Annotated in this window: 19 protein-coding genes; 18 read left to right on the forward strand and 1 reads right to left on the reverse strand. The window is 53.5% G+C overall.

All coding sequences use genetic code 11. The features are described from left to right. Nucleotides 1-63: 63 nt before the first annotated feature. The 5 genes from mgrA to NSQ80_RS10150 all read left to right on the forward strand — a co-directional run bounded on the left by mgrA (nt 64) and on the right by NSQ80_RS10150 (nt 5,363). Nucleotides 64-1,053, forward strand: a complete 990-nt coding sequence (mgrA, locus tag NSQ80_RS10130) for an L-glyceraldehyde 3-phosphate reductase (protein ID WP_260069973.1) — start codon at nt 64-66, stop codon at nt 1,051-1,053. 174 nt (nt 1,054-1,227) lie between these two features. After that, the gene (locus NSQ80_RS10135) at nt 1,228-2,784 is read left to right on the forward strand and encodes an ABC-F family ATP-binding cassette domain-containing protein (RefSeq protein WP_009223247.1); all 1,557 of its coding nucleotides are present in this window, start codon (nt 1,228-1,230) and stop codon (nt 2,782-2,784) included. A 71-nt stretch (nt 2,785-2,855) separates the two neighbouring features. Then, nucleotides 2,856-3,272: a VOC family protein gene (locus NSQ80_RS10140; protein WP_260069974.1), complete on the forward strand. Its 417-nt coding sequence runs from the start codon at nt 2,856-2,858 to the stop codon at nt 3,270-3,272. 153 nt (nt 3,273-3,425) lie between these two features. Next, entirely contained in the window at nt 3,426-4,148 is a 723-nt protein-coding gene (locus NSQ80_RS10145) for a YebC/PmpR family DNA-binding transcriptional regulator (protein ID WP_009223249.1), read from the forward strand. A 162-nt stretch (nt 4,149-4,310) separates the two neighbouring features. Beyond that, nucleotides 4,311-5,363, forward strand: a complete 1,053-nt coding sequence (locus NSQ80_RS10150; protein WP_009223250.1) for an FAD-binding protein — start codon at nt 4,311-4,313, stop codon at nt 5,361-5,363. Nucleotides 5,364-5,430: 67 nt separating this feature from the next. On the opposite strand, the gene NSQ80_RS10155 is transcribed toward NSQ80_RS10150, so the two are convergent. Beyond that, complete coding sequence (locus NSQ80_RS10155; RefSeq protein ID WP_260069975.1) at nt 5,431-6,222, reverse strand: IclR family transcriptional regulator; 792 nt, start codon at nt 6,220-6,222, stop codon at nt 5,431-5,433. Between the two features lie 313 nt (nt 6,223-6,535). On the opposite strand from NSQ80_RS10155, the gene pxpB reads away from it, so the two are divergent. From pxpB to NSQ80_RS10220, 13 genes are all read left to right on the forward strand, one after another. Then, nucleotides 6,536-7,291 (forward strand): 5-oxoprolinase subunit PxpB, encoded by a 756-nt coding sequence (pxpB, locus tag NSQ80_RS10160; protein WP_157273297.1) that lies wholly within the window; start codon nt 6,536-6,538, stop codon nt 7,289-7,291. Beyond that, a complete protein-coding gene (locus NSQ80_RS10165; protein ID WP_260069976.1) occupies nt 7,288-8,307 on the forward strand; it encodes a biotin-dependent carboxyltransferase family protein in 1,020 nt (339 codons plus the stop codon). The genes pxpB and NSQ80_RS10165 overlap by 4 nt, the downstream gene beginning before the upstream one ends. A 66-nt stretch (nt 8,308-8,373) precedes the next feature. Further along, complete coding sequence (locus NSQ80_RS10170) at nt 8,374-9,153, forward strand: ABC transporter ATP-binding protein (RefSeq protein WP_009223254.1); 780 nt, start codon at nt 8,374-8,376, stop codon at nt 9,151-9,153. 19 nt (nt 9,154-9,172) lie between these two features. Next, nucleotides 9,173-9,979 (forward strand): ABC transporter permease, encoded by an 807-nt coding sequence (locus NSQ80_RS10175; RefSeq protein ID WP_157273279.1) that lies wholly within the window; start codon nt 9,173-9,175, stop codon nt 9,977-9,979. 91 nt (nt 9,980-10,070) lie between these two features. Then, nucleotides 10,071-11,111, forward strand: coding sequence for an ABC transporter substrate-binding protein (locus tag NSQ80_RS10180; RefSeq protein WP_009223256.1), 1,041 nt, complete (start codon nt 10,071-10,073; stop codon nt 11,109-11,111). 98 nt (nt 11,112-11,209) lie between these two features. Then, nucleotides 11,210-12,637: a UbiD family decarboxylase gene (locus NSQ80_RS10185; protein WP_009223257.1), complete on the forward strand. Its 1,428-nt coding sequence runs from the start codon at nt 11,210-11,212 to the stop codon at nt 12,635-12,637. Between the two features lie 131 nt (nt 12,638-12,768). Then, the gene (locus NSQ80_RS10190) at nt 12,769-13,551 is read left to right on the forward strand and encodes a 5-oxoprolinase subunit PxpA (RefSeq protein ID WP_260069977.1); all 783 of its coding nucleotides are present in this window, start codon (nt 12,769-12,771) and stop codon (nt 13,549-13,551) included. Between the two features lie 23 nt (nt 13,552-13,574). Continuing rightward, nucleotides 13,575-15,275, forward strand: a complete 1,701-nt coding sequence (locus NSQ80_RS10195) for an FAD-binding protein (protein WP_009223259.1) — start codon at nt 13,575-13,577, stop codon at nt 15,273-15,275. 63 nt (nt 15,276-15,338) lie between these two features. Continuing rightward, nucleotides 15,339-15,650 (forward strand): 2Fe-2S iron-sulfur cluster-binding protein, encoded by a 312-nt coding sequence (locus NSQ80_RS10200; protein WP_036643815.1) that lies wholly within the window; start codon nt 15,339-15,341, stop codon nt 15,648-15,650. A gap of 34 nt (nt 15,651-15,684) precedes the next feature. Continuing rightward, nucleotides 15,685-16,533 (forward strand): FAD binding domain-containing protein, encoded by an 849-nt coding sequence (locus NSQ80_RS10205; RefSeq protein WP_009223261.1) that lies wholly within the window; start codon nt 15,685-15,687, stop codon nt 16,531-16,533. A gap of 21 nt (nt 16,534-16,554) precedes the next feature. Then, a complete protein-coding gene (locus NSQ80_RS10210; protein WP_009223262.1) occupies nt 16,555-17,514 on the forward strand; it encodes a 4,5-dihydroxyphthalate decarboxylase in 960 nt (319 codons plus the stop codon). Nucleotides 17,515-17,544: 30 nt separating this feature from the next. Then, a complete protein-coding gene (locus NSQ80_RS10215) occupies nt 17,545-18,042 on the forward strand; it encodes a (2Fe-2S)-binding protein (protein WP_009223263.1) in 498 nt (165 codons plus the stop codon). Continuing rightward, the gene (locus NSQ80_RS10220) at nt 18,039-20,354 is read left to right on the forward strand and encodes a xanthine dehydrogenase family protein molybdopterin-binding subunit (protein ID WP_339302133.1); all 2,316 of its coding nucleotides are present in this window, start codon (nt 18,039-18,041) and stop codon (nt 20,352-20,354) included. The genes NSQ80_RS10215 and NSQ80_RS10220 overlap by 4 nt, the downstream gene beginning before the upstream one ends. Nucleotides 20,355-20,410: the final 56 nt, after the last annotated feature.

Raw genomic sequence — 20,410 nt, forward strand, 5'->3', positions numbered from 1 at the left:
TAGGTAAGTCGCTCCCCGTGCATTATATTGGACATATATAGACTGAAGGAGGGACAAGCATTAATGTATCAAGCAGCTGATAATCGATACGAAACGATGACATACCACCGTTCGGGCCGGAGTGGGTTGAAACTTCCAGCCATTTCACTGGGCCTATGGCATAATTTTGGGGGCATCGATGTGCTCGAGAATGGGCGCGCCATGTTGCGCAGAGCCTTCGACCTCGGGATCACCCATTTCGATTTAGCGAACAACTATGGACCGCCGCCAGGCTCGGCCGAGGAAACGTTCGGACGGGTGCTGCGTGAAGATCTGCGTCCGTATCGCGATGAGCTAATCATCTCGACGAAAGCGGGATATTATATGTGGCCGGGGCCGTATGGGGAATGGGGATCCAAAAAATATCTGGTCTCAAGCCTCGATCAAAGCCTGAAGCGAATGGGGCTGGAGTATGTGGATATTTTCTATCATCATCGTCCCGATCCGGACACGCCGCTGGAAGAAACGATGGCCGCGCTTGATCTCATCGTACGACAAGGGAAAGCACTGTATGTGGGGTTGTCCAACTATCGTCCGGAAGAGACGCGCGAAGCGTCCCGAATCTTAAAACAGCTGGGCACCCCGGCGGTGATTCATCAGCCGAACTATTCGATGATGAACCGCTGGATCGAAGAAGGGTTACTGGATGTCTTGGAGGAAGAAGGCATCGGCTCGATCGTGTTCTCCCCGCTGGAGAAAGGCATCCTGACCGACCGCTACCTGAACGGAATCGCCCCGGATTCCCGCGCTGCCGGTCCTAGCGTGTTCCTTCGTCCGGAGGATGTAAACGAAGAGCGAATTGCCAAAGTCAAGGAGCTGAACGAACTGGCCGCCGCAAGAGGGCAGAAGCTCTCGCAAATGGCCTTGGCCTGGGTGCTGCGAGACGGTAGAGTGACATCCGCACTGATCGGCGCCAGCAAAGTGAGCCAAATCGAGGATGCGGTTGGCGCATTGGCGAATCGGTCGTTTACTCAAGAGGAGTTGCGCAAGATCGACGAAATTTTAGGTTTTTAAATCATTTTCGCAGGCGTCGCCCGAAGGACTTTCGGGACGGCGCTTTTTTCTACTAAATTTCCCCGCCGTATTGAGCTTTACCCTGCTTAACCAGTATAATAGGTCGAGTGTACCCTTTGATAACCATCCGAATGTTTTTAACCATAATTCATATAGAAAAGGTGTTAAATCTCCATGAGTATTTTAAATGTAGAGCGGCTGAGTCACGGATTTGGGGACCGGGCTATTTTTAACGATGTATCCTTTCGCTTGTTAAAAGGCGAGCATGTTGGCTTAGTGGGGGCCAACGGTGAAGGTAAATCGACGTTCATGAACATCATTACGGGCAAGCTGCAGCCGGACGAAGGCAAAATCGAGTGGGCTAGACGCACACGCGTTGGCTATCTCGATCAGCATGCCGTGCTGGAGAAAGGAATGACGATCCGCGACGTACTGCGCGGGGCGTTTCAATATCTGTTCGATTTGGAACAGGAAATGAACGAGATGTACGCCAAAATGGGGGATGTGTCGCCGGAAGAGTTGGAGCAGCTGCTGGAGGACGTAGGTACGATTCAAGACACGCTCACGAATCAGGATTTCTATCTCATCGATGCCAAGATTGAGGAAACCGCTCGGGGCTTGGGCTTGACGGATATCGGGCTCGAAAGAGACGTTAACGACCTCAGCGGGGGTCAGCGGACGAAGGTATTGTTGGCCAAGCTCTTACTGGAGAAACCAGACATTCTGCTGCTAGACGAACCTACCAACTATTTGGACGAGCAGCATATCGAATGGCTGAAGCGGTATTTGCAAGAATATGAGAACGCGTTTATTCTCATTTCGCACGATATCCCGTTCCTGAATAGCGTCATCAACCTGATTTACCACATGGAAAATCAAGAGCTGAACCGTTACGTCGGTGATTATGATAACTTCTTGCAGGTGTATGAGGCAAAAAAACAGCAGTTAGAGTCGGCATACAAACGCCAGCAACAGGAGATCGCCGATCTCAAAGACTTCGTGGCACGCAACAAGGCGAGCGTGGCAACGCGGAACATGGCGATGTCTCGCCAGAAGAAGCTGGACAAGATGGAAATTATCGAGTTGGCGAAGGAAAAACCGAAACCGCAATTTAATTTCAAAGATGCTCGGACATCTGGCAAGTTGATTTTTGAAACGAAGGACCTGGTTATCGGTTACGACTCACCTTTATCGAAGCCGCTGAATCTAAGAATGGAACGCGGGCAAAAAATCGCCCTCGTCGGCGCAAACGGTATCGGGAAAACCACGCTGCTTCGCAGCATCCTGGGACAAATTCCGGCAATCTCCGGCTCAGTGCATCTCGGTGACCTTCTGGAAATCGGCTACTTTGAGCAGGAGATGAAGGATGCCAATTACAATACGTGCATCGAGGAAATCTGGAACGAGTTCCCGTCGTTTACGCAGTTTGAGGTTCGTGCTGCTCTAGCGAAATGCGGCCTGACGACGAAGCATATCGAAAGCAAAATCGCCGTCTTGAGCGGGGGCGAGAAAGCGAAGGTACGCCTGTGCAAGCTAATTAACCGAGAAACGAACTTGCTCGTGCTCGACGAACCAACAAACCATTTGGACGTCGATGCCAAGGATGAGTTGAAGCGTGCGCTTAAAGCCTACAAAGGCAGTATTCTGTTAATCTCCCACGAACCGGAATTTTACCGCGACGTTGTCACGGAGACGTGGAACTGTGAATCTTGGACGACCAAGATGATCTAATCTAGTCGTAATCTAGCAATTTAGGGTTGCCTCAGGTATAATTGGTTTAAATTTGAAATCGAGGTGATCCGATGGCCGTAAGCTTGAGTAATATTTTTGTAAACCTTCCCGTAAAAGATTTGCAGAGATCGATGAATTTCTTTCAATCTATTGGCTTTGAGTTTAACCCGCAATTTTCCGATGAGAAGGCGGCTTGTTTGGTGATTGGACCGAATATTTTCGCCATGCTGCTGACGGAGGAGTACTTCAAATCGTTTACGAAGAAAGAAATTCCGGATACCACGGGCCAATCGGAGGTCATCGTCGCCTTGTCGGCCGAGAGCCGTGACCAAGTGGACGAAATCGTGAACAAAGCGCTCGCCTCGGGCGGGAAGCCTTACAGCGATCCGGTTGACCATGGTTTTATGTATACCTGGAGCTTCCAGGATCCTGACAGCCATCTCTGGGAAATCGTATTTATGGATTCAAGCGCTGTGCCATCGGAATAAAGAAGTATCATCCAATGCCCTATGTGAATCACATAGGGCATTTTTGCAATCTTGCGGGTTCATCCACAGCCATTTAAGCGTACAGCATTCATTGCCGCCAACTAAGTTGTTGGTTATAATAGTTGGGTAGATTATTAAGAAAGTGGGAAGAGTATGGGCCGCAAATGGAATAATATTAAAGAGAAAAAGGCTTCGAAAGACGCGAACACTAGTCGAATCTACGCGAAGTTCGGCGTTGAGATTTATGTTGCCGCCAAGAAAGGCGAGCCGGATCCGGAATCGAACCGCGCTTTGAAGGTCGTTCTTGAACGGGCGAAAACGTACAATGTACCGAAAGCGATCATTGACCGGGCTCTCGATAAGGCGAAGGGCGCTACGGATGAAGTATATCAAGAGCTGCGTTATGAAGGCTTTGGCCCTAACGGCGCGATGGTCATTGTAGATACATTAACGAATAACGTAAACCGTACTGCACCAGAAGTACGCTCCGCATTTAACAAGAACGGCGGAAACATGGGCGTAAGCGGATCGGTTTCTTATATGTTTGACGAAACAGCCGTCATCGGGATGGAAGGCAAATCGATTGATGAAGTGTTTGAAATCTTGATGGAAGCCGATCTTGAGGTGAGGGATATCATCGAAGAGGACGAGTCGGTGATCGTATATGCCGAACCCGATCAATTCCATGCCGTTCAAGAAGCGCTCAAGAACTCCGGGGTTACGGAGTTTACGGTAGCGGAACTGACGATGCTGCCTCAAAACTATGTCACTTTGCCGAGCAAGGAAGTGGAAGCGCAGTTCGAGAAGTTGATCGACGCGCTGGAGGATCTGGAGGACGTGCAGCAGGTTTATCACAATGTGGAATTTTCGGATTAAGCCCTCGGACGAGGCGATGAACAACGGGCTGATAAGAAGGACTCTTCTTTCAGCCCGTTTTTGGTTGTCTTTCGTCAAACACGAAACGATTTATTAACACTGAAATCGCCCAACGACATAATATACATTACTGTTTAGGAAGCAGGTAGGAAGGGGCTTTGTATGACAAGCTGGAATTTGGCTGGACTGCGAACGCAGCAGGCGTTGTCCCGTTATTCGACTTATGAAATCGGGGGAGAGGCCCGGTTTGTGGGAACGCCTCATTCAGTAGAGCAGTTGCAAGAGTTGCTGGAATTGGCGTATCGCCGCGGCATATCACCGATCTTTTTTGGCGGAGGATCCAATTTGCTGTTTCCCGATCAGCCGGATCCCGATGCATTGTTTCTGACAACTCGGGAAATGGTTGAGGTGAAGCTCGAGGGCGATCGGCTTTACGTCTCGGCTGGGGTGCCGATGTCGATGTTGGCCGTGATCGGATATGGCCTGGGGATTGCTGATTTTGATTTTACCTTTTTGCTGCCGGGAACGGTGGGCGGTGGGATTTATATGAATGCCAAATATTTTGACCGTCATATCAGCGATACGTTGGTCAATGTTCATTATATCGATTGTAGGCAGCCCGGCACCATTCAAACCATCAGCCGCGAGGCGTGCGAATTTGGGTACAAACAATCGGTGTTCCAACGCAATCGAACCCGCTGGTTCATCGTTGGCGCTGAGTTTAAGCTCAGTTCAACCACTCAGGCTACCGCTTTGACGTCGATCCCGGAGCTGGCTGCGCTTCAGGAAGGAAAACTGCCATCTCATCGATTACCGGAGTTTGCTTCGCACTTCATCACATGGCTGGAGGCGAAGGAAGGGACAGGGGAAAAAGACCCTAAGCTAACTCCGATGCGAAAAATCATTCAGGACCGCGTAGGGAAGATGCATTTCTCGTATCCTTCCTGCGGATCGGTGTTCAAAAATAACTATTCCGTTGGCGAGCCGATTGGTGCACTAGCGGACCGTCTCAACTTAAAAGGGGTTCAGCGCGGCAATGCCCGGATTTCGCCCGTTCACGGCAATGTGATTCAAAATGTGGGTGGGGCGACCGCGGCGGATGTCATTGAATTAATTCGTCATGTACAGGACGCCTTTGATCGGCATTATGGTTTTGTTCCTGAACCGGAGGTCGTGATCATTGAAGGTCAGGCCACTTTACTCCAACATGAATAAACGTTCATTACTTCAAAGCCCGTCTCCGGCAGTCGCCGGGACGGGCTTGTTCTTTTTCAAATATGAATTATTGGCTCAGCGCAACCGGTATGGGCTGGGTACAACCTAATTTGCGAGAAATTTCGTTGGCTGCTTGCTGTACTTCCTTGACCAGTTCAGGAATGCGTTCTTCCTCAAACTGGACCTCCAAACCTGCAGCGCTGAGTGCTGCGATAATTTGCCCGGTATGATCAAAGATCGGAGCGCTTAACTCTGCCGTGTAGTTCTCCAATTCAGAACGGCTAAAGCTGTAGCCTTCCTGACGGGAACGCTCCAGGATCTGACGCAGTTGCGCTTTGTCGGTGATCGTGCCGGAGGCAATCGGTTGCAGTTTCGTGGCCTCTAGATACTCCTCGCGTTCTGCCTCAGGCATAAAAGCTAAAATAATGCGGGATGAAGCGCCGGCATACAGCGGGGCTTTCCGTCCGATTTTGGTGAATAGCCGTACGGGGTGATCCGTATCCAGCTTCTCGATATAAATGCTTTCGTTCCCGTCGCGCAGCACGAGATGAATGGCCTCCTGAATTTCGTCACGCAACCGCTGCATGACCGGAAGGGCGATATGGCGGATATCTAAGCGTTCGGCTACCAGGTTGCCGTATTGAAGAAAGAGTAGACCTAGCGAATAAGAACCTTCTGCATCTTTTTTTAAGAATCCCATTTCTTCCAATGATCCGATCATGCGCAGCACTGAAGTTTTAGGGATTCCTGATAACTTGGCCATTTCACTGATATTCAGCTTGGGGTGGGTCAGGAATAACTGAAGCAGATCCATGGACCTGACCACGGTTTTGTTCTTGTGTTTTGTATTCTTTTGCACGTTATGCCTCCTGCATGGCCTCTAGTTCATTCTGTATTAGTATACAACGAATGGAAGATTGTTGAAAACCAAAAACGCTAACGGAAAATAATGCTTGATTTTTACCCAATCCCGACTATAATGATCGTATATATTGGCATTCGATTTTCGGATGATGTGATCCGAATTTCGGAACAGTATTAAAAACTTGTTATGTCATTAACGCTTTAACGGAAAAAATCTTGATTTTTCTAGAATTAACTAACAAAATGATCATATGCAAGAAATTCGTAAATCGGTATAGAGAGTCCGAAATTCGGATGGGAGGATGGACATGACTTTTTCTCCGTCACCTGCTGAGTTTCCCGTCATCACTCCACTCGGAGATTCGGCGTTGATTGTGACGTTTGGTGATTCAATTCAAAAAAGTACACATGTAAAGGTAAGGCAGTTGGCGGAACATTTGGAGCATCACCCTTTTCCTTGGATGATCGAGACCGTTCCGGCTTTTACGTCGGTAACCATATATTATGACGTTATGAAGCTCTTGGAAGAAGCTGAGAAGCAGGAGGACCAGGCTCGCACACTGACCCCATACCAGTTAGCTGAAGAGCTTGTGACCGAGTTGCTTCACACACTGCGAGACGTTAATGCATCACCAGCCAGAATCATTGAAATTCCCGTTTGCTATGGAGGGGAGTGGGGCCCGGATCTAGAAACGGTAGCCTTCCGCAATGGACTAACACCTCAAGATGTGATCAACATTCATACATCCGCGGATTATCTAGTTTATATGCTTGGTTTTGCTCCTGGCTTCGCGTATTTGGGAGGAATGTCCAAACTCATTGCCACCCCGCGCCGGGAAACACCTCGCTTGTCCATTCCGGCCGGAACCGTTGGGATTGCCGGAGATCAGACGGGAGTTTATCCGATAGACACTCCTGGCGGCTGGCAGTTAATCGGTAAAACTCCAATCGAATTATTTAAGCCTCAGCAAATGCCGCCAACCTTGCTGCAGGCGGGAGATATCGTCCGCTTTTACTCGATCACCCGTGAACAATTTGAAGCATGGGAGGAGTTGGAGCGATGAGTCTCTTGATCGAAAAGCCCGGATTGTTGACCACGGTTCAGGATTTGGGAAGGTTTGGTGTCCAGAAGTATGGTGTGATCGTTGGCGGTGCCATGGATGCATTCGCCCTACGCATTGCGAACTTACTGGTTGGGAATGCGGAAGGTGAGGCCGGGCTCGAAATTACGCTGCTGGGTCCCGTAATCCACTTCGAGCAAACGACGCTGATCTCGCTTTGTGGAGGTGATTTATCCCCTAAGCTGAACGGTGTACCCGTTCCGTTATGGAGAACCGTTCTGGCGCCTAAGGGAAGTACGCTGACCTTCGGTCCGGCTAAGCTAGGCTGCCGCGCATACCTGGCGGTGGGGGGCGGCATCGATGTTCCGGTTCAGATGAACAGCCGTTCGACCTATTTGCGGGCAGGCATCGGCGGTTATGAAGGCCGGGCGCTTGCAGCCGGCGACCGGTTGACGCTGGGGGAAATCAGTCCGCTTGGCTCCCATTTTCTTGGTTTACTCGCCAGAGAGGCGAGCAAGGATAGCGGTGCGGTCAGCCGATGGGCGGTCTTTCCGCAGATGCTTCCGAAATATGCTGCAAATCCAACCGTGCAGCTGATTCCTGGAGAAGAATACGAATTGTTCCAAGAATCCAGCCGTCACGATTTATGGCAAGAGGAATTTGCGGTTTTGCCGCAGTCCGACCGGATGGGTTACCGTTTCAAAGGCCGGGAGTTAAAGCTGGAGCAATCGAAAGAGATGATCTCCTCGGCCGTGACGGTGGGAACTGTGCAGGTACCACCTGACGGGAACCCAATCATTTTGATGGCGGATCGCCAAACAACCGGAGGATATCCTAAAATTGCGCAAGTCGCGAGTGTAGATTTGCCGCTGCTAGCACAGGCCAGCTTAGGGGCTCGGGTGCGATTCCGGAAGATCACCTTGGAAGAGGCACAGCAGCAAATGATCGAGCGGGAACTCTCAATTCAAACGCTGCGAGAGGGTCTAAATCAGCTGGAGGTTTCGGGGCGCAAATTCTGATCAGGGACTTGGACCGGCATGCATAATCAGACAGGCAGGAATGGAAAATTCAGTATGGAGGAATGAATGATGGAGAACAAAAGCCATCCAAAACTCGAAATTCGGGATTTGCGCGTTGAATACGAATCCAAGGGCCAACGCACCGTTGCCTTGGAGAACGTTCAGCTCAAAGTGGAAGACGGCGAGTTCGTATCTGTTGTAGGTCCGAGCGGCTGTGGAAAATCGACCTTGCTGAAGGTGGTGTCCGGGTTACTGAAGCCGGCCGGCGGCCATGCCTTTTTGGATGGTCAGGAAATCCAGGGCGTGCCAAGCCAGGTCGGAATGGTGTTTCAAAACGATGCGTTGCTCCCGTGGAAAAGCGTCATCGACAATGTGCGTCTACCTTTAGAAATCAAAGGGCTCGTGAAAGACAAGCAACTGGAAGAAGCGAACCGGTTGTTGAAAATGGTTGGACTTGATGGCTTCAGCAGTTACCATCCGAAGGAGCTATCGGGCGGGATGCGCAAGCGGGTAGCCCTGGCGCGGACCTTCGCTTACGACCCCGAAATTTATTTGATGGACGAGCCGTTTGGACCGCTCGATGCGCAAACCCGGGTGAAGATTGGGGAAGAATTCCTGCAGCTATGGGAAAATGTCGGCAAAAGCGTGCTCTTTATCACCCACGATATCGAAGAGGCGATTGCACTTTCTGACCGGGTGATCGTGATGACCTCCCGGCCGGGACGAATCAAAGCAGAGTTTAAAGTGAACTTGCAGCGGCCGCGCCCATTTTACGACATCCGATTTGATCCCCAGTTCAAGGAGCTGCAGAAAGAAATTTGGGCCCAAATGTCTGACGGGGAATAGGAGAGGAGGAATCATCAATATGGCAACAAAAACATCGGCACCATCGGCAAGCTCTCCTTCCCCTAAGGCTGGACGCGGGAATCGCAGCACCACCGTATGGATTGGCAGATTGGTCGTATTTATCGTCATTATCGGATTATGGGAGCTGCTATCGGGTACGGCGTTTAATTCTTTTTGGCTGAGCAAGCCGTCCCTGATTATTAAGCGGATTATCGACATGACCGCAAGCGGGGATCTATGGTTCCACATGAGCATTACGCTGCAGGAATCCATCGTAGGTCTCATTATTGGGATGCTTGGAGGTACATTGCTGGGGATTCTGCTCGCGTTCAGTGGGATTTTTCAAAAATGGGTGTATCCGTACATCATGGCATTGTACAGCTTGCCCCGGGTATCACTGGCACCGCTCTTTATCGTTTGGTTTGGAATTGGGATGACCTCGAAGATTCTGATGGTTGTAGCGATGGTTATTTTCGTAGCTTTTTACAATGCTTATGAAGGTGTACGCAACATCGACAAAGACTTGATGGATATGATGAGCACGTTTAAGGCGAAATGGACGCATAAGCTTCGCTGGGTCGTGCTTCCATCGATTACGGTTTGGATTCTAACCAGCTTGCGGCTGAATATCGGCATGGCTTTGATCGGGTCCGTGATCGCCGAGTTGGTTGGCTCCAACCGAGGGCTTGGATATTACATCACGTATTCGTCCAACATGCTGGATACGACAGGTATTTTTACAGGCCTTGTCCTCATCATGATTATCGCCGTTGTTTTGGAACAAATTATCGTTCAGGTCGAACGGCGGTTGCTGAAATACCGTTAAGGGCTGAACTCCAAATTATTTCATCCCATGAAATAAACGTGGAGCAACCATAAATTTAGAAAGAAAGCAATTATTCAAGGAGGGGAATCACATGAAAAAAACAAAAATGCTTCTGGCAACGCTGCTCGTTTTGACGATGGCTTTGGTCAGCGCCTGCGGAAACAACAACAATGCGGCTCCTGCAGGTAATAACGGAGGCGCCGGCAATGCGGCAACAGGAACCAACGAAGGAGACAGCAATGCAACTCAAACGGAAAACGTCAAGATTCGCGTAGGTCTGGTGGGCGGCGGCATGACGCCGATTATCGCGCAAATTGGGATTAATGATGGCTCTTACGAGAAAGCCGGAATTACGATCGAGAAGCAAAGCTTCACGTCCGGCGCGGATATGGTACAAGCCTTGGTTGGCGGTAGCTTGGACATCGTATTGGGTTCTTATGAGCATGTATTAAGACAACAAAAGAACGGCCTTGGCGTGAAAGCTTACGGCGAAATTTACAATGGCGTTGGTTATTCGTTGGTCGTGAAGAATGATGCTCCGTATCAGAAGCTGGAAGATTTGAAGGGAACGACGCTGGCTGTAACCAAGGTAGGCAGCTTGTCCGACACAGGGCTGCGTGAAGGCTTGAAAGCGGCCAATATCGACCCGGACAAAGATGTACAAATCATCAATGGCGGCAGCGGCGCTACGATGCTGGCCGCAATCGAAAGCGGCAAAGCTGCTGGCGGTATGGTGTCCGAGCCTACGATTTCGCAAATGTTAGCTACCGGGAACTACCGGGTGCTGTACGATCCGCCGTATGATTTTGCCGGAATTACCGTCATGGCGAAAACGGATTGGGTTGAGAAAAATCAGGATGCGATGAAGCGGTTCCTTCAAGTCAGCAATGAAGTGAATGAGCGCGTGCAGAAGGATCCGGCCTCCGCAGTAGATGCAATGCTGCAAGAGTTCGACCAAATTCCAGCCGACGTCATGGAGACGGCAGTTAAAAATCAGCTGGCGAAAGTGCCGGCAGGACTTAAGGTAACTGAGGAAGGCGCGAAGAATGTCACGAAGACACAAATCGAGGCAGGCGTCATCGATAAAGAAATCCCGTTTGAAGATACGGTTGACCTCTCGTTACTTCCTTAAGACATATAAAGATCGGGTGAAAAACGCGCGGATGACCGTGTGTTTTCGCCCGATTTATTTCACGACCGACGATAATACAGAAAGAAGGCGATCCGCTCATGGCCAAAGATTTAAGAACCTATCTCGGGCAATTAACGCAATTTGATGTGAATAGCGTCAAGCTTGTCGACACGGAGGTTGATCCGCGTTTTGGCATTACCGCCTATGCTGCGGCATTGGCGGAGAAAGGCGAATACCCTGCCTTGTTGTTCAACAAGGTGAAGGGCGCGCAAATGGCGTGCATTTCCAACCTGTTGACCTCGTACGAGCGCGTCGCCCTCTACTTGGGATGTGAGGTCCAGGACATTCCACGGGTATATGGCGAGAAATTGCAGCAACCGATTGAACCGGTGGTCGTAGACCGCACTGCTGCCAAAGTGAAGGAAAACGTGATTGAAGAAGCAGACGTTGACCTGTCCAAGCTGCCGATTCCCGTGCACAACGAGATGGATGGCGGGCCATACTTGTCGGCAGGTGTGATGATTATCCGCGACCCGGATTCCGGGCTGATTAATGCTGGGATCTATCGTCACCAAATCTTCAACGAACGCGACATGGGCGTGTGGTTCCTTGGTGCGCACCACGGCGGATTGATTTATAAAAAGTACAAAAAACAAGGCAAGCCGGCTCCGATTGCGATCGCACTAGGTCACCATCCCGGCTTTATCATGGGAGCGGTTTCCCGGGTTCAAGGGATCGGTGGCGAATATGAAGCGGCTGGCGCGTTAATGGGCGAACCCTTGGAGCTGGTGCAAGCGGACACGTCCGATCTGCTCGTCCCGGCGCATGCCGAGATCATTCTGGAAGGCGAGATTTTGCCGGATAACGATCACAGCGAGGGGCCGTTCGGCGAATGGCCGGGCCATTATCTCGGCGGAGGTTCGGTACCTACGATCCGCATCAAACGCATTACATACCGGAATCATGCGATCTTCCAAGATATCGTCGCTTCCGGTCGAGAGCATTTGGTTGTGGGCGGAGTGCCGCGTTCCGGCAGCATTTATCATACAGTGAAGAAAATCGTACCGGGTCTCAAGACGGTAAACGTTCCTTTCTACGCCCGGATGAACTGTTATTTGTCGATTCAGAAGGAAAAGGATGCGGACGTAAAAAAAGCGGCTTTTGCAGCGCTTAACACCGAGCCGGAGAATTTGCGTCATATCGTCGTCGTGGACGAGGACATCGACGTGTTTAACGGGGAAGAGGTCGCTTGGGCGATTGGCACGCGGTTTGATGCGGAGCGCGATTTGCTGGTCATCCCGCGTTGGAACGGTCCCGGCGGTTTGCTTCCGACGAACTGGGAGTACAACGCCGAAGGCAAGAATACGCCGCGTATGTCCAGCGCCGTGATTGTAGACGCCACCAAACCTGCGCCGCCTGTGGTCTTTCCGAAACGGGCCGTGGTTCCGAAGGAGCAGGTGGAACTGGCCGATCTGGCTTCGCTGCGCAAACTGTCCGCAGAAGAGAAAAACAACTGGCAAATCTAAAGCATGTAGCCTCAACCGGCAGAAAACGGAGGAATTGGCTTCCGTTGTTCATTCTGCCGTTTGAGGCTGGCGTGTTTCATAGTTAATGTCATGAATTAATCCTATTAATGAATTGCGAGAGGAGCATCAGCATGAATAACGTAGTGGATTTGAACTGTGATATGGGCGAGAGCTTTGGCGCTTATAAGCTGGGCAGAGACAACGAGGTGTTGAAATTCGTCACCTCCGCGAACATCGCTTGCGGTTTCCATGCCGGCGACCCGGCGACGATGCGCCAGACCGTGAAGCTGGCATTGGATCATGGAGTGGCTTTAGGAGCACATCCTGGGCTGCAGGATTTGGTTGGATTTGGCCGTCGCGATATGGACCTGTCTCCGCAAGAGGCTTATGACATCGTGGTGTATCAGATTGGTGCGCTGTGGGGATTTGTACGCGCGCAAGGGGCCAAGCTGCAGCATGTCAAAGCCCATGGTTCCTTGTATAACATGGCGGCACGGAACGCCGGTTTGGCGGAGGCGATCGCCGAAGCAGTATATAAGGTAGATCCGGAGTTGATTCTGTTTGGTCTTGCTGGCAGCGAGTTGATCAAAGCCGGGAAAAAAGCCGGGTTGCGCACAGCGAGCGAAGTATTCTCCGACCGGACTTACCAATCCGACGGTTCGCTCACCTCGCGCCGTTTGCCGGACGCTCTGATTACGGATGAGGAGCAATCGGTGAAACAGGTCATTCGGATGGTTGCCGAAGGCAAAGTGATGTCGCAGCAGAACGTCGATGTGGACATCCAAGCGGATACGATTTGTATTCATGGTGACGGCATTCATGCGGTCGAATTCGCTGGTAAAATCCGCAGTTCATTAACCGCCGCAGGGATTACGGTTCAATCGGTAGGGATCACGCTGGGGCAACAAGCGTAAGCGCAGAAGGAGGGGACAACAGGATGGAACCATTGCATTTGCAGACGGATGTGTTGGTTGTCGGCTCCGGCGCCGCCGGGTTGATGGCGGCCCGAGCGGCGGCCGATGAAGGCGCCCGCGTGATTTTGACCGACAAGAGCTTAATCAGCCGGGGCGGAGCGACGATTTTGGCGCAGATGACCGTGGCCGTGGCTTTGGGCGAAGCGGAAGAGGATAGCACGGAAATTCATTTTGAGGACACGATGAAGGGAAGCCGGGGCTTGGCCGATCCGAACATCGTCCGCGCCGTTGTTGAACGGGGACCTGAAGTAATCCTCGAAGCGGAAGGTTATGGCGTTAAGTGGGCCCGAACGCCGGATGGCAAGCGTTCGCAGACGTTTGCTCCGGGGCATTCCAAAGCCCGCTGCGTCTACGTGGACATTTTGAATACGGGCGGTGCTACGGCAGCCGGTTTAAAGAAGGCGATATGGAAGGACGAGAAGATCCAGCGGCTCAAAAACGTGATGATCACGAAAGTTGTCGTCGAAAATGGGCGGGCCGTTGGTGCAATCGGCTTTGAGATGGAGGAGTACCGTCCGATTAGTATCGCCGCTTCATCGGTCATTTTGGCCACGGGCGGATTAACGGAGGTCTTTGAGCGTAACAGTGCGTCGGCGAACATGACCGGCGACGGATTCGTACTGGCGGCCGAGGCGGGCGCCGAGGTGCGCGATATGGAAATGGTGCAGTTCTTCCCGATCGCCCACCTGTTTCCGCCGCTCGTTGGCATCGATCCGATCATGTGGGATCCGTTCCGCTATAAGCTGGGCGGCCGTCTGCTGAACGGTTTAAAAGAAGAATTTATGGATAAATACAACGGGGAAGTTGCCGGAAAATACACGGCTGCGCGTGACCAAACGACGCTGGCGATTTTCCGCGAGGTGGAGGCTGGCCGCGGCACGCCGCACGGCGGGGCGTATCTTGACTTCACGATGGTGCCGGAGGACAAGCTGAAGGAAGCGTTTGGTCCGGTCATCGATATTTTGCGGAATCAAGGCGTTGATTTGACCAAAGATATGGTGGAAGTGGCGCCGATGGCGCACTTTATGCTTGGCGGCGTACGCGTGGACGAAGCGATGCGCACGCGGGTGCCAGGGCTGCTGGCATCGGGCGAGCTGATTTATGGCATGCATGGCGCTAACCGCTTATCTGGCAATGCCATCACTGAAGCGCTGGTCACCGGCCGTATCGCCGGCGAAACCGCGGCACGGGAGAAAAGCGATGCGCTGGATGAAGCTGCTGTACGTCAAGCGTTTGAGCGGGAGATGGAGCGGCTCACGCAATTTTGGCACCCTGTCCCGGTTGAACGGGATACCGCATCGCTCCAAGCGTTTAAACGCAAGCTGCAGAAGGTGATGTGGAAGGGAGCCGGACCGCTTCGTACGGAAAGCGGCTTGAAGGAAGCGTTGACGGAGCTGCAGGCACTGCGCAGCGAGCTGGACAGCATCTCGCTGGCGAAGCCGGGCAAGTTTGCGCTGTCCCTGTTCGAGAAGCTGGAAGCCGCCAACATGCTGAAGGTCAGCGAAGCGATTGTGCTGGGCGCACTGGAACGCAAGGAGACGCGCGGCGCACATGTGCGGTTGGACTACGATGAAACGCTCAGCCAACCGTCCAGCTACAGCTATGTCTTGAATGAGGCAGGGGAATGGGTCGTATCCGAGGTTCCGCTGCCGGCGGGCAGCTAACGGAGACGGATGAGATCAAGCGAGCCGGCAAGACGGTTCCGAATGAAGGGAGAAAAAGGAACAATGGCAACAGTGACTTTAAACGTAGTTCGCGGTGATGCGGAAAGCGGCGCTTCCTTGGAGAAATACGAAGTTCCGTTCCGGGACGGGATGAGCCTGCTGGATGCGATCTTTTGGATTCGGGAGCATGTAGACCCGTCCTTTTCGGTACGGTATTCCTGCCGTTCCGCCAACGCCTGCAAAGAATGCTCGGCGTTTGTGGACGGCAAACCTGGCTACTTGTGCAGCATCCGTGCCGTTCCAGGCAGTGAGGTTAAGATCGAACCGCTGACCGGCCGTCCGTGGATCAAGGATTTGGCGACAGCGCTGGAGTAGACATGACCATTATTCACATGAAGGAGGGGCAATTATGGCCTGGTTACAGCCCCGCAGTTTAGACGAAGCGCTTGAGCTGCTTCGGGAGCGGAACCCCCGCATCGTGTGCGGGGGAACCGATTTGTTCGTGAACGCGCAGCGCAAATCGTACGAGTCGGAGCATACCGACTGGCTCGACATCCGGCGCGTGCCGGAGCTGCAAGCGACCCGCCGAACCGAGGCGGGTCTCGAAATCGGCGCCGCGGTGACGGCCGCCGAAATTTGGGGCAGCGACACGTTTCGCGTCGTGCCCGCGCTGCAACAAGCCGCCCGTATCGTCGGCGGCTGGCAGATCCAAAACCGCGCATCGCTTGGCGGCAATGTGGCGAACGCCTCCCCGGCAGCCGATATGGTCGTTCCGCTCGTCGCTTACCGAGCGGAAGTCCGGCTTGCCGGGGCGGACGGCACCCGCTGCGTGCCGATCGCGGACTTCATCACCGGGCCGAAGGCGACCCAGCTTCGCGAACGCGAGCTGATCGCGTCGCTGTTCATCCCGGCCCGGGTGCTCGAGGTGCCGCAGGTGTTTCTGCGGCACGATCAGCGCGCGGCCACCGACATCTCGATCGTCTCCGTCGCCTTGCTGTTGCAAGGCAAGGGCAGCGAGATCGAGTGGGGGACTGCCGCGATTGGCGCGGCCGCGCCCAAGCCTTTCACGCTGAGCGCGGAGGAAGAGCAGCGCTGGAGCGGGGAACTTACTGCCGCTAAGCTGGACGAGCTCAGCGCGTTATACGTTCAGCATAGCTCGCCGATCACGGATGTGCGCGCCAGCGCGGAGTATCGCCGCGCCTTAGTCGGGACTTATATCAAGCGGGCCGCGAACGCTTTGCTCGCAAACGGCCTGTAACGAGGGGAAAGGAGCATCACCATGGCAGGGACAACCTTAAAGATCGCGATGTCAGAGAGCGATCGCACCTTAAAGTTGCTCAGCGGCGCCAAACCGCTGCCGGGCTTTGCGCTCGACGTGCAGCGGGAGTCGATCGAGGAGATTTTTGTTAAACAAATTTCGCAGGCGTCGTATGACGTATCCGAGCTTTCGTTGGCCTCCTACCTGATTGCCAAAGGCGGAGGAGATACGCGGTTAACGGCAATACCGGTATTTCTGTCCCGGTCATTCCGGCATAATGCGATTTATGTCCGCTCGGACAGTCCGTATACTCACCCTTCTGAACTCAAAGGCAAGCGGTTCGGATTTCCCGAGTTTCAAATGACGGCGGCCGTATGGGTCCGGGGCATGTTCCGGCATGAATGGGGGATCGCCACCGATGAGATGGAATGGTATACGTTCCGTCCAGAGCGGGTGCCGGTGGAGACGCCGGCAAAGCTGGTGGAAGGCGATATTTTTGAAGCGCTGGCTGAAGGCAAAGTGGATGCGATCATGACGGCTCGGCGCCCGCCGGCCAAGTTGTTCCCCGCTTCGGGCGAAGGCGGCGTGCTGCGCCGGTTAATCCCGGACGTCTGGAACGTCGAGCGGAAGTATTACCAGCGTACGGGGATTTTCCCGATTATGCACTTGGTTTCGCTGAAGGCGGAGACCGTTCAGCAATTTCCGGAACTGCCGAAGCAGTTGTACGAGCTGATGCGGGAGATCAAAGATGAAGGGATCACCGAGCTGCTGGAGACGATTCGCAACGCAACCTCCAATCCGTTTGTCTGGGAATCGGCTGAACAATCGGCCAAGCTGATGAACGGGGATATGTGGCCTTATGGCGTTGCTGCGAACTGGCCGCAGATCGAGACGTTTATTTCCTATCTTCAGGAGGACGGCTTGCTGGATCGCAGCTTCACGCCGCAGGAAGTGTTCCATTCCTCCGTCCAAGACACATAAGCATTTGCAAAAGGAAGAAGGTGCTGCCTCATGAACGGCGGACATAACCATAACCCTAACTCTAGTTTGACGTTAACCATTAACGGCGAGGACGTGACCTGGAACGGAGAGCCGACCGCTTCGCTGGCGGACGTGATCCGTGAAGGACAAGGCCTGACGGGGACAAAAATCGGCTGCCGCACCGGCGAATGCGGGGCTTGCACCGTGTTGCTGGACGGCCAGCCGGTCGTTTCTTGCTTGGTGCCGGTGGCTTCCGCCCAAGGGCAAACGGTTGAAACGATCGAAGGCTTAGCCCGGCATCCCGAATTCCGGGAGCTAGAGCAGGCGATGCAGGAGTACGGCGGCGTACAATGCGGTTTTTGCACCCCGGGGATGATGATGTCGACTTGGGCTTGGCTGCAAAATCCAGACTTGTTCGGCGGTGACATCGGTGCGGCGCTGAAGAACAACCTGTGCCGGTGTACCGGCTATCGCGGCATCATTGAAGCGGCGGAGCACGTCCTGGCCTCGAAAGGAGCCGTGCGATGACGAAGAACAGCCTGCAGCAACCTAGCAAATCACAAGACGCCAAGGTCATGAACCCGGCTGACCCGAACCCATCAGCTCGGCAAGGCCATCCGACGTTAAAGCAAAAGCCGTTGGATCTGAAGTCCAAGCTGGAGGGGCAAACCCGTTACCTGCACGATATGAATTTTCCCGGGCAGTTGGTTGGCGCGATTTACCGCAGCCCGCTGGCGCATGCGCGGATCAAACGGATTAACGTGGACAAAGCCCGTCAAGTGGAAGGCGTTCATGCTGTTATCACGGCAGATGACGTGCCTAACCATAAATACGGGCCTACCAAATTCAAAGACTGGAACATTCTCGCCCGCGATCGCGTGCTCTTCATCGGCGATGAAATCGCTGCGGTTGCAGCCGAGACGAAAGAAGCAGCCGAGCAAGCATTGGCCCTGATCGAGGTGGAGCTAGAGCCTTTGGAAGGCGTGTTTGACCCCGAAGCGGCGATGGCTCCTGGAGCGCCGCAGATTCACGAGGACGTGGAGCTGAACCGTCCGATGAAGGTGGATGTCGCGCGCGGCGATGTGGAAGCAGGGAAGCGGAAGGCGGCCGTCGTGAAAGGCGGGCGTTACGTTTCGAACCGAATATATCAGGGACATTTGGAGCCGGTTGGGGCGATTGCACACTGGTCGGAGGAGGAGGGCATCACCATTTGGGCGCCTTCCCACATTCCGTACCGGGCGCGGGAAGCGTATGCTGCCGGTTTTGGCTTGCCAGAAGACAAGGTGCGGATGATCGTGCCGCCGATTGGGGGTTCTTTTGGCGCTAAATACGTCCTGAAGGTTCATGTGATCGCGGCGGCCTTGGCAATGGCGACGGGACGGCACGTGAAGATCATTTTGGATCGGTATGAAGATATGATTACGGCCCATCCGCGTGTTCCGCTGACCTTTGACATTGAGATCGGGGCAGATGCGGAAGGGAAATTCGTGTACAAAGAGCTGACGGTATATGCCGATGCGGGTGCTCGCGTCTATTGGAGTCCCAACGTAATCGCCACCGCCTGCACCCGGCCGGACAACATCTATCATTTCCACAATGTGAAGTCGACGGGATACCTGGTGTACACCAACAATAGTCCAACGACGTGTATGCGCGGGTTCGGCAATGCGGAGATGCTATTCGCGGTGGAAAGCGTGATTGACGAAATTGCGCTGGAGCTGGGAATGGATCCGGCCGAGCTGCGTCTCAAAAATATCGTCCACGCCGGCGACACGACGCTGCATGGATATCGTCTCGATACGTGTAATTTGGAAGCGTGCATCGAGAAGGTGAAGGAGCTGTCCGGTTGGGAGCGGAGAAACGAACTGCCGCCTTACCGGGGCCTTGGCCTTGCGGTGGCTAACCACGTCTCGGGCTTCCGCGCGATCGATCCTCGGTTTGACGGCTCAACGGCAGTCATTCGCGTCAAACCAGGCGGATTCGTTGAAGTGGAAACCGGCGAAATCGAGTTAGGTCAAGGGATGTCAATGACTTACGCCCGCATCGCCAGCCACGTGCTCGGGATTCCGGAAGACGGGATTTTGGTCAGATCCGGGGATACCGGGCGGTATCCGTTTGGCATCGGTACGTTGGCTTCCCGCAGTACGGTGATGGGCGGCAATGCGGTGCAAAAGGCGGCGGAATCGCTGGTCCGCGAAATTCAGCAATTGGCCGTTCAGGCTCTTGGCGAAGGAGCGGTATATGAGGCGGGCGTCGTGAAGCACGAGGGAAAAACGTATTCGCTTAGCGATGTCGTTGATTGGTTCCGGGCGCGTCATGCTGGCGAGGAGTTCACTGTTAAGGAAACCTATGTGCCGGATACCGAGCTGCCGGACGCCAGTTATTTCGGACATCCTTCGCCAAACTATCCGTTTGCGGCGCATGTCGCCGAGGTTGAGGTGGATCCGGACACCGGCCGGACGAAGGTTGTCGGGTATTGGGCTGTGCACGATTCGGGCACGATCATCCACGAGACGATGGCGAAAGGTCAGGTGCTGGGCGCCGTCGCCCAAGGCATCGGCTGGGTCACGATGGAGGATTTGATCGTACAGGAAGGCAAAGTCATGAACCCTTCGATGATGGACTACCGCATGCCGGGAGCTAAAGATATGCCTGATGTTCAGGTTCATTTCGTGCAGGAAGCCGATCCGCACGGCCCGTTTGGGGCGAAGTCACTGGGCGAAGTGGCGCTGGATCCGGTTCCGGGCGCCATTGCCAATGCGATCGCCAATGCAACGGGACGGCGCGGTTATGTGCTGCCGCTGTCGGCAGAACGCGTGTGGAAATCGCTGCAATCGTAATAAAGGGTGGGGGTTCCGTTCCAGGATTGAGATAGACGGACCCGAGATTGAAGACG

This window comes from Paenibacillus sp. FSL K6-2441 (assembly GCF_037964765.1).
In the GTDB taxonomy this organism is placed as follows: Bacteria; Bacillota; Bacilli; order Paenibacillales; family Paenibacillaceae; genus Fontibacillus; species Fontibacillus phoenicis.

What these genes read in the sequence shown, in the direction of transcription:
- mgrA (WP_260069973.1), top strand. Translation starts at nt 64, where the DNA reads ATGTATCAAGCAGCTGATAATCGATACGAAACGATGACATACCACCGT.
- NSQ80_RS10135 (WP_009223247.1), top strand. Translation starts at nt 1,228, where the DNA reads ATGAGTATTTTAAATGTAGAGCGGCTGAGTCACGGATTTGGGGACCGG.
- NSQ80_RS10140 (WP_260069974.1), top strand. Translation starts at nt 2,856, where the DNA reads ATGGCCGTAAGCTTGAGTAATATTTTTGTAAACCTTCCCGTAAAAGAT.
- NSQ80_RS10145 (WP_009223249.1), top strand. Translation starts at nt 3,426, where the DNA reads ATGGGCCGCAAATGGAATAATATTAAAGAGAAAAAGGCTTCGAAAGAC.
- NSQ80_RS10150 (WP_009223250.1), top strand. Translation starts at nt 4,311, where the DNA reads ATGACAAGCTGGAATTTGGCTGGACTGCGAACGCAGCAGGCGTTGTCC.
- pxpB (WP_157273297.1), top strand. Translation starts at nt 6,536, where the DNA reads ATGACTTTTTCTCCGTCACCTGCTGAGTTTCCCGTCATCACTCCACTC.
- NSQ80_RS10165 (WP_260069976.1), top strand. Translation starts at nt 7,288, where the DNA reads ATGAGTCTCTTGATCGAAAAGCCCGGATTGTTGACCACGGTTCAGGAT.
- NSQ80_RS10170 (WP_009223254.1), top strand. Translation starts at nt 8,374, where the DNA reads ATGATGGAGAACAAAAGCCATCCAAAACTCGAAATTCGGGATTTGCGC.
- NSQ80_RS10175 (WP_157273279.1), top strand. Translation starts at nt 9,173, where the DNA reads ATGGCAACAAAAACATCGGCACCATCGGCAAGCTCTCCTTCCCCTAAG.
- NSQ80_RS10180 (WP_009223256.1), top strand. Translation starts at nt 10,071, where the DNA reads ATGAAAAAAACAAAAATGCTTCTGGCAACGCTGCTCGTTTTGACGATG.
- NSQ80_RS10185 (WP_009223257.1), top strand. Translation starts at nt 11,210, where the DNA reads ATGGCCAAAGATTTAAGAACCTATCTCGGGCAATTAACGCAATTTGAT.
- NSQ80_RS10190 (WP_260069977.1), top strand. Translation starts at nt 12,769, where the DNA reads ATGAATAACGTAGTGGATTTGAACTGTGATATGGGCGAGAGCTTTGGC.
- NSQ80_RS10195 (WP_009223259.1), top strand. Translation starts at nt 13,575, where the DNA reads ATGGAACCATTGCATTTGCAGACGGATGTGTTGGTTGTCGGCTCCGGC.
- NSQ80_RS10200 (WP_036643815.1), top strand. Translation starts at nt 15,339, where the DNA reads ATGGCAACAGTGACTTTAAACGTAGTTCGCGGTGATGCGGAAAGCGGC.
- NSQ80_RS10205 (WP_009223261.1), top strand. Translation starts at nt 15,685, where the DNA reads ATGGCCTGGTTACAGCCCCGCAGTTTAGACGAAGCGCTTGAGCTGCTT.
- NSQ80_RS10210 (WP_009223262.1), top strand. Translation starts at nt 16,555, where the DNA reads ATGGCAGGGACAACCTTAAAGATCGCGATGTCAGAGAGCGATCGCACC.
- NSQ80_RS10215 (WP_009223263.1), top strand. Translation starts at nt 17,545, where the DNA reads ATGAACGGCGGACATAACCATAACCCTAACTCTAGTTTGACGTTAACC.
- NSQ80_RS10220 (WP_339302133.1), top strand. Translation starts at nt 18,039, where the DNA reads ATGACGAAGAACAGCCTGCAGCAACCTAGCAAATCACAAGACGCCAAG.